Origin of the sequence: Bacillus yunxiaonensis, assembly GCF_037104695.1 — a bacterium.
Lineage (GTDB): Bacteria > Bacillota > Bacilli > Bacillales > Bacillaceae_G > Bacillus_A > Bacillus_A yunxiaonensis.
Genome location: NZ_JBAWSV010000003.1, coordinates 404,539 through 421,923, shown reverse-complemented (window position 1 = coordinate 421,923; position 17,385 = coordinate 404,539). Strand labels below are relative to the sequence as shown.

The 17,385-nt window shown below is 35.1% G+C and carries 21 protein-coding genes; 3 read left to right on the top strand and 18 right to left on the bottom strand.

The genetic code is table 11. From position 1 onward, the window contains the following. Positions 1-85: 85 nt before the first annotated feature. From WAX78_RS11405 to WAX78_RS11395, 3 genes are all read right to left on the bottom strand, one after another. Positions 86-1,516 carry an alanine/glycine:cation symporter family protein gene (locus WAX78_RS11405; RefSeq protein ID WP_336482522.1) on the bottom strand — a complete coding sequence of 477 codons (1,431 nt, stop codon included), beginning with the start codon at positions 1,514-1,516 and terminating at the stop codon, positions 86-88. A gap of 466 nt (positions 1,517-1,982) precedes the next feature. Then, entirely contained in the window at positions 1,983-2,249 is a 267-nt protein-coding gene (locus WAX78_RS11400) for an ArsR/SmtB family transcription factor (RefSeq protein ID WP_336482379.1), read from the bottom strand. Positions 2,250-2,404: 155 nt separating this feature from the next. After that, positions 2,405-3,292, bottom strand: a complete 888-nt coding sequence (locus WAX78_RS11395) for a thioester domain-containing protein (protein ID WP_336482378.1) — start codon at positions 3,290-3,292, stop codon at positions 2,405-2,407. 196 nt (positions 3,293-3,488) lie between these two features. Between WAX78_RS11395 and WAX78_RS11390 the strand changes: the two genes are divergently transcribed. Next, positions 3,489-4,097: a DedA family protein gene (locus WAX78_RS11390; protein ID WP_336482521.1), complete on the top strand. Its 609-nt coding sequence runs from the start codon at positions 3,489-3,491 to the stop codon at positions 4,095-4,097. 83 nt (positions 4,098-4,180) lie between these two features. Here WAX78_RS11390 and WAX78_RS11385 read toward each other — a convergent pair whose 3' ends face one another. The 7 genes from WAX78_RS11385 to WAX78_RS11355 form a co-directional block, all read right to left on the bottom strand. After that, positions 4,181-4,303 carry a DUF4023 domain-containing protein gene (locus WAX78_RS11385; protein WP_230574650.1) on the bottom strand — a complete coding sequence of 41 codons (123 nt, stop codon included), beginning with the start codon at positions 4,301-4,303 and terminating at the stop codon, positions 4,181-4,183. A 71-nt stretch (positions 4,304-4,374) separates the two neighbouring features. Next, entirely contained in the window at positions 4,375-5,766 is a 1,392-nt protein-coding gene (locus WAX78_RS11380) for a DUF4179 domain-containing protein (protein ID WP_336482377.1), read from the bottom strand. Further along, on the bottom strand, positions 5,736-6,296 hold the full coding sequence (locus tag WAX78_RS11375; RefSeq protein ID WP_336482376.1) for a sigma-70 family RNA polymerase sigma factor: 561 nt from the start codon (positions 6,294-6,296) through the stop codon (positions 5,736-5,738). Before WAX78_RS11375 ends, WAX78_RS11380 begins: the two co-directional genes overlap by 31 nt. A gap of 150 nt (positions 6,297-6,446) precedes the next feature. Next, positions 6,447-6,851, bottom strand: coding sequence for a nuclear transport factor 2 family protein (locus WAX78_RS11370; protein WP_336482375.1), 405 nt, complete (start codon positions 6,849-6,851; stop codon positions 6,447-6,449). A 24-nt stretch (positions 6,852-6,875) separates the two neighbouring features. Continuing rightward, positions 6,876-7,478, bottom strand: a complete 603-nt coding sequence (locus WAX78_RS11365; protein ID WP_336482374.1) for a nitroreductase family protein — start codon at positions 7,476-7,478, stop codon at positions 6,876-6,878. Positions 7,479-7,569: 91 nt separating this feature from the next. Next, a complete protein-coding gene (locus WAX78_RS11360; protein WP_336482373.1) occupies positions 7,570-8,220 on the bottom strand; it encodes a DsbA family oxidoreductase in 651 nt (216 codons plus the stop codon). A 96-nt stretch (positions 8,221-8,316) separates the two neighbouring features. Next, complete coding sequence (locus tag WAX78_RS11355; protein WP_336482372.1) at positions 8,317-8,754, bottom strand: Rrf2 family transcriptional regulator; 438 nt, start codon at positions 8,752-8,754, stop codon at positions 8,317-8,319. Between the two features lie 233 nt (positions 8,755-8,987). On the opposite strand from WAX78_RS11355, the gene WAX78_RS11350 reads away from it, so the two are divergent. Continuing rightward, positions 8,988-9,299, top strand: coding sequence for a heavy metal-binding domain-containing protein (locus WAX78_RS11350; RefSeq protein ID WP_336482371.1), 312 nt, complete (start codon positions 8,988-8,990; stop codon positions 9,297-9,299). A gap of 114 nt (positions 9,300-9,413) precedes the next feature. On the opposite strand, the gene WAX78_RS11345 is transcribed toward WAX78_RS11350, so the two are convergent. The 8 genes from WAX78_RS11345 to WAX78_RS11310 all read right to left on the bottom strand — a co-directional run bounded on the left by WAX78_RS11345 (position 9,414) and on the right by WAX78_RS11310 (position 16,753). Further along, complete coding sequence (locus tag WAX78_RS11345; RefSeq protein WP_336482370.1) at positions 9,414-10,937, bottom strand: sensor histidine kinase; 1,524 nt, start codon at positions 10,935-10,937, stop codon at positions 9,414-9,416. Then, positions 10,921-11,622 carry a response regulator transcription factor gene (locus WAX78_RS11340; protein WP_336482369.1) on the bottom strand — a complete coding sequence of 234 codons (702 nt, stop codon included), beginning with the start codon at positions 11,620-11,622 and terminating at the stop codon, positions 10,921-10,923. Before WAX78_RS11340 ends, WAX78_RS11345 begins: the two co-directional genes overlap by 17 nt. A gap of 19 nt (positions 11,623-11,641) precedes the next feature. After that, positions 11,642-12,280 (bottom strand): DedA family protein, encoded by a 639-nt coding sequence (locus WAX78_RS11335; RefSeq protein ID WP_336482368.1) that lies wholly within the window; start codon positions 12,278-12,280, stop codon positions 11,642-11,644. Further along, positions 12,267-12,857: a class I SAM-dependent methyltransferase gene (locus tag WAX78_RS11330; protein WP_336482367.1), complete on the bottom strand. Its 591-nt coding sequence runs from the start codon at positions 12,855-12,857 to the stop codon at positions 12,267-12,269. Before WAX78_RS11330 ends, WAX78_RS11335 begins: the two co-directional genes overlap by 14 nt. Positions 12,858-13,073: 216 nt before the next feature. Then, a complete protein-coding gene (locus WAX78_RS11325) occupies positions 13,074-13,412 on the bottom strand; it encodes a heme oxygenase (protein WP_336482366.1) in 339 nt (112 codons plus the stop codon). 529 nt (positions 13,413-13,941) lie between these two features. Continuing rightward, complete coding sequence (locus WAX78_RS11320) at positions 13,942-14,460, bottom strand: PadR family transcriptional regulator (protein ID WP_336482365.1); 519 nt, start codon at positions 14,458-14,460, stop codon at positions 13,942-13,944. 221 nt (positions 14,461-14,681) lie between these two features. Continuing rightward, the gene (locus tag WAX78_RS11315) at positions 14,682-15,524 is read right to left on the bottom strand and encodes an aldo/keto reductase (protein ID WP_336482364.1); all 843 of its coding nucleotides are present in this window, start codon (positions 15,522-15,524) and stop codon (positions 14,682-14,684) included. Between the two features lie 35 nt (positions 15,525-15,559). Further along, entirely contained in the window at positions 15,560-16,753 is a 1,194-nt protein-coding gene (locus tag WAX78_RS11310) for an MFS transporter (protein ID WP_336482363.1), read from the bottom strand. Between the two features lie 199 nt (positions 16,754-16,952). Here WAX78_RS11310 and WAX78_RS11305 point away from each other — a divergent pair, with 199 nt between their 5' ends. After that, on the top strand, positions 16,953-17,333 hold the full coding sequence (locus tag WAX78_RS11305; protein WP_336482362.1) for a winged helix-turn-helix transcriptional regulator: 381 nt from the start codon (positions 16,953-16,955) through the stop codon (positions 17,331-17,333). The last annotated feature ends 52 nt before the right edge of the window (positions 17,334-17,385 follow it).

Sequence of the window (17,385 nt, the reverse complement as noted above, 5' to 3'; positions counted from 1 at the left end):
CTTTCAGAAATGCAATATATTTTTTAAGGGAAAAATAGCCAAAAAAAGAACATAGAAGCTGTTCTTCTATGTTCTTTTTGCACTACTAACCTACTTGTTTTTCTTTTTCAGAAACTGAATCTTCCCAGCATTCCGCATTCTTTAATCCAGGGATAGAGCTTGCATGGAATACAGGATCTTTCCCTTGTTTCTTCTGCTTCACATAGTCTTTAAGTGCAGCAAATGCAAACTTACCAAGAAGCGCAATCGCAATTAAGTTTGTGATTACCATGAAGCCCATAAATAAATCAGCCATATCCCAAACAATTTGTACAGCTGCAACAGAACCGAACATAACCATTCCAACTACTGCGAAACGATATACCGTTAACCAAGTTTTGCTTGTTTTAATAAACTCAATATTCGTTTCACCATAATAATAGTTTCCTAGTAGAGAACTAAATGCAAATAAGAAGATAATAATCGCTAAGAAACCACTTGCCCAAGATCCGACTTGTGAACTTAACGCAACTTGTGTTAATTCAATACCTGTTAAACCTGGCGTTTTGTAAGCACCAGAGCATAGTACGATAAATGCTGTAGATGTACATACTAAGAACGTATCAACTAATACACCAATCGTTTGAATATATCCTTGTTTTGCAGGGTGAGATACGTTCGCCGTTGCCGCTGCGTTCGGCGCACTACCCATACCTGCTTCGTTTGCAAATAAACCACGCTTAATTCCCATCATAATCGCAGCACCAACGCCGCCGCCCACTGCTTCTTTTAAACCAAATGCATTCATGAAGATTTCTGTAAATACATCAGGAAGCAATGTGATGTTTTTAAGAACAACAAACAATGCAATTCCAATATATACAATTGCCATTGGTGGCACAATCAGTTCTGACATACGTGCGATACTCTTAACACCGCCAAAAATAATAACTCCAACTAAAAGAGCAAGTGCAATTCCAACTATATAACGGTCAAGACCAAATGCATTCTTAAATGCAAGTGTAACTGTGTTTGCTTGTACTGAGTTGAAAATCAGTCCATAACTAATTGTAATTAAGATTGAGAATAAAATTCCCATCCAACGCTTATTTAAACCTTTTTCCATATAATAAGCTGGACCGCCGCGGAACCCGCTGCCATCTTTTATTTTATAAATTTGCGCTAATGTGCTCTCTACAAAACTTGAAGATGCTCCAATAATTGCAATTAACCACATCCAAAATACTGCACCTGGACCTCCCAAAGAAATCGCTAGTGCTACCCCTGCTAAGTTCCCGATCCCAATACGGGCTGCAGAACTCATACAGAAAGCTTGGAAAGAAGAAACGCTGCCTTTTTTACGCGTCTTTCCTGTCAATCCATCTGTCATTAAACGTACCATTTCCCCTAGGTGACGAATTTGAACAAATTTAAGTTTAAAAGAAAAATAAAGGCCTAAGCCAATTAACATCGCAATAAGAACATAAGTCCATAGAATATCATTCGTCACTCCAACGAATTTTTCTAAAATACCAATCATATTGTGCCCCTCCCTTTTTTCTCACATAAATTGAATTGTATCCTAAAATTAAACAAAAATCAACAATTTACGACAAAATAACAATCTCTACACCTACGTATCTCGATAATTCTCCATTTTCCTCGTAAATACTCAATAATGCAAACGCTTACACAAAAATAATTCATGTCACATTTTCTGACATGTGAATATAATTCACATAAAAAGCGCAATTCTTTCAAGAAAGAATTGCGCTTTTTTATGGTTTTTGTTTTCTTTTCTCTATTATTCGGTTAACAGCCTAATATTTTATTAAGAAACATTTTAGGACCTGCAATAAACTATTAGAATGTTAAAAAATAGCGTTAGAATGAAAAAGCAATCGGAATGTGTTGTATCTAGAACCTTCAAAAAATTATTTTAGAGGCTTTACGTTTTTTACAAAAGTAGTGAGTTCCACGGAGTCAAAAAAGTACTATTTCATTTAAATAAGGTTTGCTACTATCGTTTTTGTACGATCATCCACTACTTCATAATAAATTTCTAATCCTTTTCGAGTGCCTGCAACGACTTTAGCAGCTTTCAACTTAGATAAGTGTTGACTAATTGTACTTTGAGGCATTCCCAATTTTTCATACATTGTTGTTACATTCGTAGGGCCTTTTGTAAGCATTGTTTCTACTAAGCATAAACGCACAGGATGTGCTAATACCTTTAATACTTCAGCGATATCTTCATATTTTTGTATCATTTTCCTATTCTCCTCTTTATATATAAATATTGTGTTTATAACTTTTCTCTATATTATTCGAAAGGACATGTGATTTTATGTCCGTCGTTTTAAAAAAAATTTTAGAAATTAAAAATCCCAACGTTCACACTAACTCGAAACGTTGGGATTTGTTATTATCTTTTATTTTTAGAAGGTGCTGGCATTTTCCAATTTACTAACAAGTCAGGACTTGTTTTCTCTTCTCCTCGTTCTACAAGAACTGTTGCATCCTGAATTGCAGGAGTACCTTTATACTTAATAGCTTGTAACCTCGAAAGGTTTGCAACAACTTTAAAACTAAATTCCCCTGTTTTTGTTGCTTTTGGAATTAAAACACGGAATTTTTCTCCTACGTTAAACTGTGTTTTTGCTTCGCCATTTTCATTCACAAACTTTACGCCTTCAGGTGCGTTCGTTGCTTGCACTTGATACGTGCCTTTTGTTGCATTTGTTTCCACTGTATACAAATCAGTTTCAAAGAAATCATTTTTTAACATTGCTGTTTGCTTTTCTGTTGGAGTCACATTCATCGTAATCTCTTGCACTTCTGTGCTGTTCTCCGCATTTGTAACAATTTCTCTCATTGCTTTTCCTACATTTTTATTGCGATGATCTAAATCATTGATATCGATTTGCTTCAGCGCATTCCATACAGCTAGCTGCGTTGCATAATGTGCTTCTTCCCAAGTTGATACACCGAGCTCTTGCGGACTTTTTACCGGATATCCATTGAGTAATACACGGTATACCCCAATATCTGCTTTTCCTATTTCAGGTAAATCCTGACCGCTTGGTGATTTTAAATGCACATTTAAACAATAGGCAATTTTTCCATCTGCTGTTTTAATAAGCTCAGTTCGAATTGGTTTCTTTAAAGACTTACTATAACTCCAATCCATTTGATACTTCGTATGATCCATTACTAGTGCAAATGCCTTTCCAAGTGGAAAAACAAAGCTTGAAACGATAATTAACACACTCACTAAGGCAATCCACAACTTATACGGTTGTTTTAAAATCATGTTTACAGCCCCTTTTTAAATTATAATAAAGAAAATAGCAAATTTAATATGGTTAGTATTTAATTGCGGGGCTTTTTTATACATGCTATTTCTTATAAATTAAATGATCCGTATAGTAATGATTACATGTAATTAGGTGAAACTAAGAAGAATACATAGTAATTCTTAATGCATATGAGACGGACGGTGATTACAAATAGAACAGCACTTAACTTATTTCATTTCCCATTATGGATATTTTGGATTGATTATTGCTTTAGTTGGAGGAATTATCGGATTACCGATACCCGATGAAACTTTGTTAACCTTTGTAGGGTATTATATATTTCAAAAAAAGATGATATTTTCTCTTGCCTTACTAACTGCCTGGTTTGGCTCTTCAGTTGGGATTACACTTAGTTACATATTAGGAAAAACACTTGGACTTCCCTTCTTAAAGAAATTTGGCCCCAAACTGCACATTACAGAAAATAAAATTGCCCGAACACAAAAGCTCTTTCAAAAAATTGGTCCACCTTTATTGGTTTTTGGTTACTTTATTCCGGGAGTTCGGCATGTTACCGCCTATTTAACTGGTATTTCCCGTTTGAGTTTTCAAAAATTTTGCCTTTACGCTTACACGGGAGCACTCATATGGAGTTTCACTTTTATTAAATTAGGAATGGTATTCGGGAAAGATTGGCATCTAATCGGCCATTCCATTCACCGTTACGCTTTTATCCTAGTAGTTGTATTACTCGTTCTCGCGCTTTTCGTTTTGCTATATGTTCGCAGTAGAAAAGCAAACACTAAGCGCTGCACATGAAGTTGAAAAAGAGGAAAGAGACTAAAAACAAAGAAAAAACACCTCCTCAATACGGAGGTGTTTTTTACATGAAATTTTCGTGATTATTTATGCGTTTTATTTGGCTTTTTTTTGCCTGGGTTCCCGTTGCCTTGACGCTTTTTATTTCTTTCAGCTTTTTCCTGTGTATCGTGCAATTTCTCTAAAAAGTTACTACTGTTGTCCACTAATGTAGCCTCCTTGATTATAGTTCCTTTGTTACTATAACCAATTGCACGTTAAATCATGAAGGATCGTTTTATTTTAATTTAATCTGAACTGGGGGCAATGTTTTATTTGGGTGATACGGTGACATCAGTACCTCTAATACGTAATCCTTTAAACTGAAATTCTCTACACCATATTTCCCGTCCAGTTGAAATGTTCCTTCAAATTGTAGTTTTTCCTTATCTAATACTTTCACGGTACTTCCTTTTACATTATGCCCACGTGGTACAATATCTTGATTCATGTACGAAGAATCGGTTATATTCATTGCCTCACCAAAATTAATTAACTCATCCATAGATATATGTTTTGTATCCACATTTTGAAGTGTATACTGTACGACTAACTGCTTATTCTTATGCTGAATTTTATTCACAATGATTTTGAAATCACTACGTGTGCTCTCAATTTCAAAAGGTGTTTTCTCATCTAGATTTACAATCACTGGTTTTTCTGATAATCGTACAACAGGATATATCGTAATAAATTCCGCACTGTCAGGAATTTTCTCGAAAATAGAACGTTCTTCAGATTCTAAATGATCACTCACTTTTCTACCAAATTCAATTCCTGAAACGAACATATCAAGTTCTTTTCCTTTATCATCTGTTATTTTTTCAATTCGTGCTAAGTCATGCTCTCCTAAAAGCGGATAAATCACTTTGTAATCAATCGTTGCAGATTCTTTGCCGACTGTAATCGTTCCAAAGTTAAATGTATGCTCTTGATCCTCACTGCTAACTGACTGCTGCAAGTTAATCTTTTTATTCTCTAATTGCCTCACCGGAATATCAAACTTCCAGAACCCTTTCGTTTCACCAATAGATGTGATGGTAATTGGTAATGTTGTAATTGGAGGTAATTCTTTTTCTGGATAATTAATCTCAATATTTCCAAACCAACCGTTCTTTGTTACTCTCCCGTCATACGAAGCGGATGTCATCCACTTTGGACTTCCGTCAGCAAGCTTACATGTGTAATAAAAACTGTTATGCGATACAGCGCTTTTCCCTACCTTATCTGGATTATCAACTGTAAACATTATACCAATCCTACCACCATCGTAATAAACGCTTTTCATCGTTACGCTAATTCCGTTGCTTACTGCTTGTTGATTCAATTCTGTTACAAGTTTACTCGCAAAAAGGTTTTGCCCTACTGTATCACGAAAATAATCATACACTTTCCCTATAAGCGGAACTTCTGCTAATACTCGATTCATTTGCGGAAAAACAAATCCTGAACCTAGTACACACATACATACTGATGCGGCAGCTAACCATGCAATCTTTCTTCGTTTATATTTTCGTTTTACTGGTTTTTCTTGCTTTGCCCTATTCATACCTTTTGTTATAGCGATATACAATTCTTCCCGAGGGACTTCGATTTTGTTTATTTCATCATTAAACCACTGTTTATCCAATTCTCATTACTCCCTCCTAATAATTTCTTTAACGATTTTCTCGCTCTATGCAAATACGTTTTGACAGTTCCTTCAGGCACATGCATATGCCAAGCAATTTGATTTATCGGAAGATCATAATAATAATGTAAAATAATTACGGTTTGATAATTTTCATCTAATTGTCCAATCGCTACTTGTAAATCAATATTTTTCTCAATTCGGTTTGCCGTGTTTCTTGCGTCCCCGTAAACAGCTAATTTCCTGCTATCTTCTAATTTTCGCCCCTTCTTCTTCTCATTCAACAGCTGATAAGCATTATGTATTAAAATACGCGTCAACCACGTCAGAAAAAAGTTTGGTTTCTGTAATTGATCTAAGGATAAGTACGCTTTATAAACTGTTTCTTGTACGATATCTAATGCATCTTCTTTATTTTGCACATACATATAAGCAGTTCGATATAATTGATCCTGATGGATGCTAATGAGCTGTTCAAACGCTGCATCATCACCTTTTTTTGCTTTTTTCACTAATTTTATTTCATCCATCTTATCCCTCCTTCCACTTATTAGATAAAATATGGAATGTTTTGGTTTCAAAAATTTATATTTTTTTATTTCTACATTACTATACAAGAAAACGCCTCAAGAAAACTTGAGACGTTTTTTCACCAAATTACTCTATTCAATTCATGTTTTTTACAATATCATAGCATTTTGAACAACATGACTATCAACATATTGTTTAAACTTTACGATTTTTCCACCTTGAAGTTCCCACACGTGAACAAAATCTGCTTGAAATGCTTTTCCAGTTTCTTTGTACGTTCCTGAGTAAATACCTTCAGCAATAATAACATCTTTGCCTTTCACTTCATGATACGTATGAACACTCGCTTTATAATCATTCCACTCGGATGCCAAGCGGCCAAATACGTTCTCCATGATAGCTTCTGCGCCAATGTATGTTCCCCCGTAAGGAAAGCCCGCTGCCTCTGTCCACTCTACATCCTTTGCAAGAGCTTCAAGTAAACGCTGAGCATTCTCAGAAGATGGGCCTTCATATGTGCTGCGAATAATTTCTAAATTCGTTCGTTGATTCATTGTTTTTTCCTCAACACGTTTATCTTAATAAAACTTTACAACATCTTCATAAGGTAAGAACGTTCTTTCACCTGGCTGTTCATTTGGCTCACCAAATGGCATTTGTGCTACTAAACTCCACTCTGCCGGAATGTCCCAAGTATGTTTCACTTCTTCATCAATAATTGGGTTGTAGTGTTGCAATGATGCCCCGATTCCTTCGGCAGATAAAGCCATCCATGTTGCATATTGTAACATGGCGCTTCCTTGATGAGACCAGAATGGGAACTGATCTTTGTATGATGGCGCATTCTCTTGCATTGTCATCACTGTTTCTTGATTTTCAAAGAATAAAACTGTTCCTACGCCTTCACGGAATCCTTTTAATCGTTCTACAGTTGCGTCAAAGTTTTCTGCTGGAACTCGAGCGCGAAGTGTTTCTTTTACGATATCCCAAAACTTTTCATGTTCTACATTCATTAATACAACCATACGGCCGCTTTGCATGTTAAAAGATGATGGTGCATATAGAGCTGTTTTTAAAACTTCATTGATTCTTTCTTTCGTAATACTCTCGTTCTTTTTCACTTTACGAATAGAACGGCGGTTAATAATTGCATCTTTTAAATTTGTTGTAGTTACTGACATTTTTATTCCTCCAATACATGTTTGATTTAAAAATAATTTATATACATGGATTTCTTGATAACACACATTTCACTATCACTTCAATCTAGTATTAGCAACATCCATCTACATTACATTGCATTCCATCTAACTCATTCTCTTTACTTTTTTCTAATTCTTGATCGATAGCTTTTGCTAATCTTTCTTTGCTAGCTAACCCTTGAATGACTTCATCACCAATGATGAATGTTGGAACAGCCATAATTTGTGCTTCTTCATAAGCATGTCTTAACGCTTCTTGTTGCACTGCTTCATACTTTCTTGATACTAATGCTTCTTTAAACGCATCCTCTGGCAGTCCAACTTCTCCCGCCAATTTTGTTAACACTTCGATGTCTTCAATATTTTGTTCTTCTTGGAAAAAGGCAGTAAACACTCTATGATGAAACTTATTTCCTTTTCCATGTTCCTTCGCAAAGTGGCAACCCTCAAACGCTAAGTTTGTATATGGATGCGGAGAAACACGTGGCAAACGCATTTCAATTCCTAATTTTTTTGCAGTAGGAAGAATAAATGAATCCCAAGATCCCAATTTATCTGGCTCTTTCCATGGATCAATTTTTGGATATGGACTAGGACGCAATTCGAATGGCATCCACTCTACTTCTACATCTTTTTCCTTCACAATCTCGTCCAAAGGACCTTTTCCTAAAAAACAAAACGGACATATAAAATCTGAATACGCTTTAATTTTGACAGTCATCTATATTCCCTCACTTTTCTTTTTACCACCCCCCAGTTGTAACTAATATAGTTACAACTGGGATAAAAAAATTTGCGCCTAATTGCACCTGCATACTTACTGCGAAGAATTTATTCTATTTACTAACGATGTAACGAGTTGTTCCATTGTTATACTCTCTAATACTTGCTCCATTGCTTCCTGCGCTTGAACTAAAATAACCTCTAAAACAGTTTGTATATTGGCTCCTATTGGACAATCAGGATTCGGCTGTTCATGAAAATGAAATAACTTTTCCGCTTCCACAACATCCACTGCCCGGTACACATCTAATAAAGTAATCTCACGTAAATCTTTTACAAGAGAAGCTCCTCCTGCACCGCGACGCACTTGTACAAAACCTGCTTTTTTTAAATATGACAGTACTTTACGAATAATTACTGGGTTTGTATTCACACTTTCCCCCATGTATTCTGAAGTACAAATAGAAGGTGGATTATTTTTCAAGAGAGATAAAATATGCACAGCAATTGTAAATCGGCTACTAATTTTCATATTTATCACCACCTAGTTGTAATCATTATAGTTACAGCAAAACTGAAAGTCAAGCGGTCTTTTTACAGTAATTACAAACTTATAAGGTGTAACCTCCACTTTTCACTTATGAAACCTTACGAAACTGTCACATTTATGTAAGGTTATTAAATAGTTACTTTACTGTTTCAGTGTAATAATAAAAGCATCAGAAACAATCATAAATTTTTAAAAATTATAGGAGAGTGTCGGTAATGATCGTAACAACAACTTCTGTTATTCAAGGAAAAGAAATTATTGAGTATATTGACATTGTAAACGGTGAAACAATTATGGGTGCAAATATCATGCGTGATATACTTGCTTCTGTTCGTGACGTTGTCGGTGGCCGTTCTGGTGCATATGAAAGTAAATTGAAAGAAGCACGTGATATCGCGATGGAAGAAATGAAAGATCTTGCAAAGCAAAAAGGTGCAAATGCAATTGTTGGTATTAGTGTCGACTACGAGGTTGTTCGTGAAGGAATGTTAATGGTTGCCGTAAGCGGTACAGCTGTACGTGTATAAATATATAGAAACGAAGCATAATTACTAAAGCACCTCATTGGAAGTTGAGGTGCTTTTCTTTTTTTATAACCATCCGATTCATGATGGTTTTCCATCAATTGATACGAAGAACAATTATGTTTCCGCTACAACCGGCAATACAATAATAAACCGAACTATCCCGTTCTCATATTCTGCTCGGATTTCTCCGCCCTGCATCTCCACAATACTTTTCGCAATTGCAAGACCAAGTCCTGACCCTTCTGAGACCCTACTTCTCGATTGATCTTTTTTATAAAAGCGTTCAAATACGTTCTCAAGCTCTTCTTTTGTAAATTCTTCACTATGATTCGCAACAGAAATGCAAATGTTACGCCGCTGCTTTTGAAGTGAAACTGTAATTTCTCCCTCATCTTTACTATACTTAATTGCATTCATCAATAAATTATCAAACACACGGACAATTTTTTCCGAATCCAAGGCAGCGTATAGACGCTCTTCAGGAAATTCTTTCACAAACGAAAGATGATGTTCTTCTGCTTGTGGTACAAGTTCTTCAATTAATTGATCAAGAAGTTCGTTTACACATACTTCTTGCTTTTCTAATGTGATTTTCTCATTTGTTAGCTTTGTGTACTCAAATAAATCTTCTATTAAATTCTTTAACTGCTCTGACTTTGAAAATGCGATTCTTACATACTCATCATATTGTTCTTTATTTTCATATTTGCCATCACTCAGTAAACGTAAATATCCCATAATAGAAGTAAGCGGTGTTCGCAAGTCGTGTGATACATTTGTAATCAATTCACTTTTTTGCTTTTCAATTTTCCGTTCTTTTTCAATATTCGCCCTAATCTCTTCTGCCATATGATTAATATTTTCTGTTAATAAAGCGAGTTCATCTTGTCCCTTTTCCTCAATTCGATACGCCAAGTTTCCCTTTGCGATTTCCTTCACCCCTTGCGCCATCGCTTCAATCTGTTTCATCTTTCGCTTCGTTATATAGAAGAAAGAAAAAATGAATATGATAACGCCAATAAGAAATGGAAGAGGCCCTTCTGTCGTGTTATATATAACATCCCCTCTTGGAATACCGCTCACGAACATATATAAATTTTTACCTTCTATTGTAACTGGATAAAAAGTAATAAATTCTTTATGCAAGTCCTCAATTTCTCTTGAACCACTATTATCAATTGGACGGTTAATCGCAAAAGACATCACATTGCGAATGGTATCATGCAGGTTGATTTGTTCTTCCTGCGCTTGTTTTGTTTTATACAAAACCTTACCTGTTTCATCCGTAACTAGTACTTTTAAAGAATGCTGACTATTTTCAGCTTTTTGATTTTCCGTATCAATCATGCTTTGCAACGCATCTACTGTATTTTCTCTTGCTATGTTCTCTGCTGTGCGCTTTGCTTCGTCATTAATTTCCTCCATACCACTTCTATAATCAATTTCTGCATGTTGATTAGCCCTTTCAAAAAATGGAGCGGATAATCTTGTTACAAAAAAACCTAACAATGCACAAAAAATAAACGTAGTAATTAATTGAGTCCTAATACTTCGGCGAACGTGATGATTTAAAACTTTGTTTATTAACTCTATTATTTTTTTATTCATATAATAAAATGGTTTAAATATCTTTTTCAATCTTATACCCTACCCCCCACACTGTTTTTATATAACGAGGTTTCCTTGGATTTTCTTCCGTCTTCTCACGGATATTCCGAATATGTACCATTACAGTGTTATCAGATTGAAAAGGCTGTTCATTCCATATTCGTTCATAAATTTGATCCGCACTAAATACCATCCCGCGATTTCTGGCAAGTAACTCTAAAATCGAAAATTCCCTCGGTGTCAATTTCACTTCTTCCTCTGCAACAATCACCTCATGTGTTGCAACATTAATTTTCATATCCCCAATTTCAATTTCATTTTCGTCTTGTATAAAGCCTCCGCTCATTTTCATATATCTGCGAAGCTGCGATTTAATTCGAGCAATTAATTCTAATGGATTAAAAGGCTTTGTTACATAATCATCCGCCCCGGTTGTTAATCCTAAAATTTTGTCCATATCTTGTGTTTTGGCAGACAACATAATGATCGGCATCTCAGCTATTTCCCGTACTTTCATACACATATGAATACCATCTACTTTCGGCATCATAATATCTAATACAACTAAGTGCACTTGATGTTTCTTTACTAGCTCTAATCCCTCTGCACCATCCCCAGCCTGTAATACTTCATATCCTTCATTTTTTAAATAAATGGTAATGAGATCCCTAATTTCTTTTTCATCATCTACGACAAGTATTGTTTCTTTGCTCACAATAGCCCCTCCAACATGTTCAGCCTATCAAATCTTCATTGCATGATTCCTTTGATTCTTTACTTATAACGATCTGTTCTTTTCGATGTCTATATAAATAAGAAATACCAAATGCAGCAGCAATAGCTACTCCCAAAAACACACCATACTTAGTTGTGAGTTCTACAATACGCTCTATGTTTCCTCCAAAAATAAACCCAATTACAAAGTATAACAATGTCCAAACAAATCCTGTAACGTATGAGTACTTGGCATACGTTTTAAATGGCATATTATTGATTCCAACTAAATAAGGAACAATATGTCTCACTACCGGTATGAAATAGCTTGTTACCAATGCATAACATCCGTATCTATTCAGTAGTTCTTGTGATTTTAAAAGATACTTCATCTTCTTCTTTTTCATAATTCTATCAAGAATTTTCGAACCAAACATTTTCCCAAGTATATATCCTAAAGAGAGCCCTGACACAACACCCAAATACGTTAACATAAAAGCTGGAATTGGTTTTAATATACCCATCGATGAAACAAATCCACCGCTCATCACAACCATTTCATCAGGAATTGGCATCCCAATAATCCCTAACCATAAACAAAAAAACAAAGCACCGTAACCGTAATGTTGAATGTATAATAACAATTCATGTAATTCCATTCGCTACAGTCCTCCCTTGTTCTTTTCCACAACAAAACACATAAGCTGGCGGGAAATTGAACCATACCTTTTTAAGTGATATCGCTGGAAAGAACTTCTGGATAAATGCTTTCTTCACAAGCGAATATTGAAATGTGATGAATTCACCATTCTCTTGTAATGCTTCCATAACATTGCTTAAAATACGCAATGATACTTCCACCGGTAAAGAAGTAAACGGTAATCCAGATAATACATAGTCAATTTTGTCTATATTTAGCTCTTCGATGTACTTTTGAATATTTTCAGCCGATCCATGTACAACAAAAACGCTCGGATCATCCTCAAACTGTTTCTGTAGATCTTTGAAAAACACTTCATTAATTTCAATAAGAATCAATGTAGTATGTTTCTTTTTTCTCTTCATTATTTCTCTTGTAAAAGATCCTGTTCCAGGTCCTAATTCCACAATATATTTCGCTTCTTCAAAATTGATAGCATCCACCATTTTTTTCGCTAATATTTTCGAGCTCGGAGCAATCGCCCCAGTATTTTTCGGGTGCTTAATAAACTCAGTTAAGAATGTAATCAATTGCATGCAATATCTCCTCGCTTACTCACTATTATTTAAGATAGCTCTAAGTATAAATATCGTTTCTTAAAAAATAGCGGGGAGGTTTCTTAAGATTTTCTTAAGAAAATAAAAATGTCCCAAAACGAAAAAGATACTACTTTTTCGTTTTGGGACACACATTTAAATAATAGAATAGGAACGGATACATCCATTCCTATTAAAAAACATATTTATATTGTATTACTTCTCAGAAATTGCCTCCATTACACCTGCAACTTCTGCAACAATAATTTGGTTACCTAAAATCGGTGATTCTTGCTGTGCTTCGTGAGAACCTGGCTCTGGTCTTTTATGGGATTCTTTAAAAGCATCACTATTTCTCCAGCTCGTAAAGCTATCCATATCTTCCCAGTACGTGTTTACACTGATTTCGTCATGCTCAGGTAAGTTTTGTGTAATTAAAACTTCAACTTTTACAAATCCTTCCATTTTTTGCAGTGCACCTGGACGAGTAAATGCTGGAGCCATCTTTTCTGCAAATCCTACTTTTGTTTTAATTCTGTTTGTAACAACGATCATCTTCAAAAACCTCCTTAATGTTTAGAAACTTCTTCGAATTAAATATCTACATTACATATATACTTTTTTCATTCATCCTAATGCTAGAATGACCTCTGTCTCTGCTTTCTTGCTAAATAACACTTAGCTTGCTCTAGTTTACCGTCTTCCATTCGGTAGACTTTGTCACAGTATTCAAGCATTCGTTCATCATGTGTTACCATAATAATTTCTAAATGTTACTTCTTTTGCTATAGTTGGACGACTTCATAGACTCTGTGAATATCAAAGCTTACTCTCGATTCATCTACTAAAATAGTAGAGGGACTGTTCATGACAGTGCGAGAAATAATGTAGTCACCCCTTTAGTTTTAAAATAATTAGTCACACGTGACTAATTAAACTTATTATATACACAACATTTTTATTAGTCAACTGTGACTAATAAAAACATGACTATAAATTATCCCGCATTAATGGGCAGTAAAAATACTTACATATATAGCAAAAAAGAACCTGCTATACAGAGGTTCCCTTGTCTTTAGAGCATTTAAATTTTAGAGCTAAGAGTTTGAACAGTTTTTTCAAGAAACGCAATTTCTGCTTCTAACATTGTTATTTTATGTTCTATTGCCAAGTTGACTCCAATCCTCATCTCATGAGCTGGAGTTTGTCTAAAAATATGAATGAATTTCTTATTTTTATTTAGTCGTTCCTCTAGAGCAGGCAACGATTTTTCTAATGGCAGAAAATCAATAAACATTAATCCTATATCGCCTTGATAATTAACACTCTCGGCTGAAGATAGATTGTCCAATAACAATTTATAAAAATATTGCTTGCCATTTTCATTAATAGAATACACCTTGCGCGATGGCCTGTTCCCTTCTTGTTCCAATTGAACATCAATGTATCCCTTTTTATGAAGTTTATCTAAAGTTGCATAAGCAGTAGGTTTTTTCATATCTGTAACTGTACTTAAATTTCTTTCAATAAATTCATTAATTTGATATCCATGCTGACTTTGGCTCATAAGCAAACCAAGCAGGACGAGCGAGCGCTGTTCCATAGAAATCATCCTTTCTAAACCATATTATAGCTGATGATGTACATGAGAACTAGACAATAACTCAATTACTTGGGTTGGTATCAATTATCATATTATGAAAAATCCCGCACTTATCTCCTTGCGATCTTGAAGTGCGGGTTCTTCATGTATCTCCTCAGATGTTTAACATGAGCAAAATTGACACAGCTGCCTGACAGTATAACTTCTAACAGTTCATTACATTAAAAATCAAAATTATCAGGATCTGGACCAACACGATGATTCTCATTCAAATCATCAATGCGTTTCATATCTTCTTCCTTTAACTCAAAATTAAATACATCTGCATTTTCAACAATTCGATGTTCTTTTGTAGATTTCGGGATGGTTATAACACCATTTTGTAAATCCCAGCGTAAAATGACCTGTGCAACAGATTTGTTATAGTTGTTAGCAATTTCTTGAAGTACTTCATGATTTAGTAATTGCCCTTGCATTAACGGAGACCAAGCTTCTAACTGAATGTCATGTTCCTGACAAAATGCTTGCAGCTCTTTTTGCGTTAAGCGTGGATGGTATTCTACTTGGTTCACCATTGGTTTAATCTCTGCATCTTTCATTAAATCTTCAAGATGATGGATTTGAAAATTACTTACTCCAATCGCTTTTACTCGTCCTTCCTTATAAAGGGTCTCTAATGCTCTCCACGCCTCTTTATATTTCCCTTCTACAGGCCAATGAATCAAGTATAAATCTAAATACTCTAGTCCAAGTTTATTTAAACTTGTCTCATAAGCAGCAATTGTAGACTCATATCCTAAATCTGCATTCCAAACCTTTGATGTGATGAATACATCTTCTCTAGAAATACCCGCTTGTTGTATTCCTTCACGAATCCCTTGCCCAACTCCTTCTTCATTTCCATAAATCGCTGCTGTATCAATACTACGGTAGCCATGTGTAATCGCTGTTTTTACAGCATTCACTAACTCAGGACCTTCTTCTACTTTAAATACCCCAATACCAAACCAAGGCATTTGTACACCGTTATGCAAAGTTGTTTTATCTTGTAAATGTTTCGCCATTATAAATAAACCTCCTAATTATTAAAGAAAATTTTCTATGCTGCATGTCTTTGATCTTTTTGTTCCAGTGTTTTGCTCCAACCTGTTAAAATCACAGCTCCTAGAACCATTAATGCTCCAATCCAAGGCGTATGAATGAGTCCAATCGAATCTGTAATTACACCGCCTAAATAAGAACCAATAGCAATTCCAGCATTAAATGCAGCAATATTAATTGCAGATGCCACATCTACTGCACTCGGTACAAAACGTTCAGCTAACATCACGACATATACCTGTAATCCTGGTACATTCATAAACGCTAATAATCCCATTAAGATGATTGTAATAAGACCAGCTATCTTAAATGGAGCTGTGAACGTTAAAATAAAGAGCACAGCCGCTTGTGCAATAAACATATAGAATAATGCACGAATCGGATTCCGGTTCGCTACTTTACCACCAATGACGTTACCGATCGCAATTGCTATTCCATAAACGAGTAAAATAATAGTAACAGTCCCAGCCTTAAACCCAGTTATCTCTTGTAGTAATGGAGATAAATACGTAAAGACAACGAATGTACCTCCATAGCCTAAAGCTGTAATAATGAATAAAAGAAGTAAACGACCATTTGTAATCAAAGTAATTTGATCACGAAATGTTGTTCGATTACCTTTTCGCAAATTAGATGGAATAAGAATGCTATTTGCAATGAAAGCAATGATACCTACTCCAACAATCGCTACAAAAGAAGCCCTCCAGCCAAATTGTTGTCCAACAAATGTACCAATAGGAACACCTGTAATAGTTGCTACTGTGAGCCCTGTGAACATAATCGCAATCGCACTTGCTCGGCGATTTTCTGGAACTAAATCAGCAGCAATCGTAGAGCCTATTGACATAAATAAACCATGTGAAAACGCAGAGACAACACGAGCAACTAGCAATAAACTGATACTTGTTGCACTCGCAGCAATACTATTTCCAACAATAAACACAATCATAATCCAAAGTAATAAGGATTTACGCGACATACTGGATGTTAACGAAGTTAAGACAGGCGCTCCAAATGTCACTCCTAAAGCATATAAAGAAACAGTTAATCCAGCTGTTGTAACAGTAACGTTTAAATCTTGCGCAATAAGCGGTAATAATCCTACACTAATAAATTCTGTTGTTCCGATTGCAAAGGCACTTACAGCTAATGCCAACAGTGCCAATGTACTTCGTTTTTTATCTAAATTCACTTTTCCTCCTCCTCGCCTTCTTGTTGTATCGTTCTATCTTTTCTAAACAAACTATATAGAAAACAGTATGGTAAAAATCCACCGGCAAATGTTATTATGAGATATAGGAGAAATAAAGAAAAGTACGTACTTTTAAGTAATATAGGAACTAAAAAGTTCTATAGGAACTAAAAAGTACCTATAGATTAGGAGGAAGAGCATGGAGAAAAAAAAGTACAATATTTCCGTAGAAGCAACACTCGAAGTAATAGGAGGAAAATGGAAATGTGTGATTCTTTGTCATCTTACTCATGGTAAAAAACGTACAAGTGAATTGAAACGTCTTATGCCAAACATTACACAGAAAATGTTAACGCAGCAATTACGCGAGTTAGAAGAAGATGGCGTCATCAATCGCATCGTTTACAATCAAGTGCCTCCAAAAGTGGAATATGAACTAAGTGAATATGGATTGAGCTTACAAGGTATTTTAAATTCTCTATGTACTTGGGGAGAAAAACATATTACGAAAGTATATGGTGATAAATTTGCTGTCTTGGAGGAGAGTATTTTAAACGATAATCTGAAGCAACAAAACTGAAAATACACGTATGATTTTCAACTTTCTGCTGTGTAACCGTGAATCTTAGGAA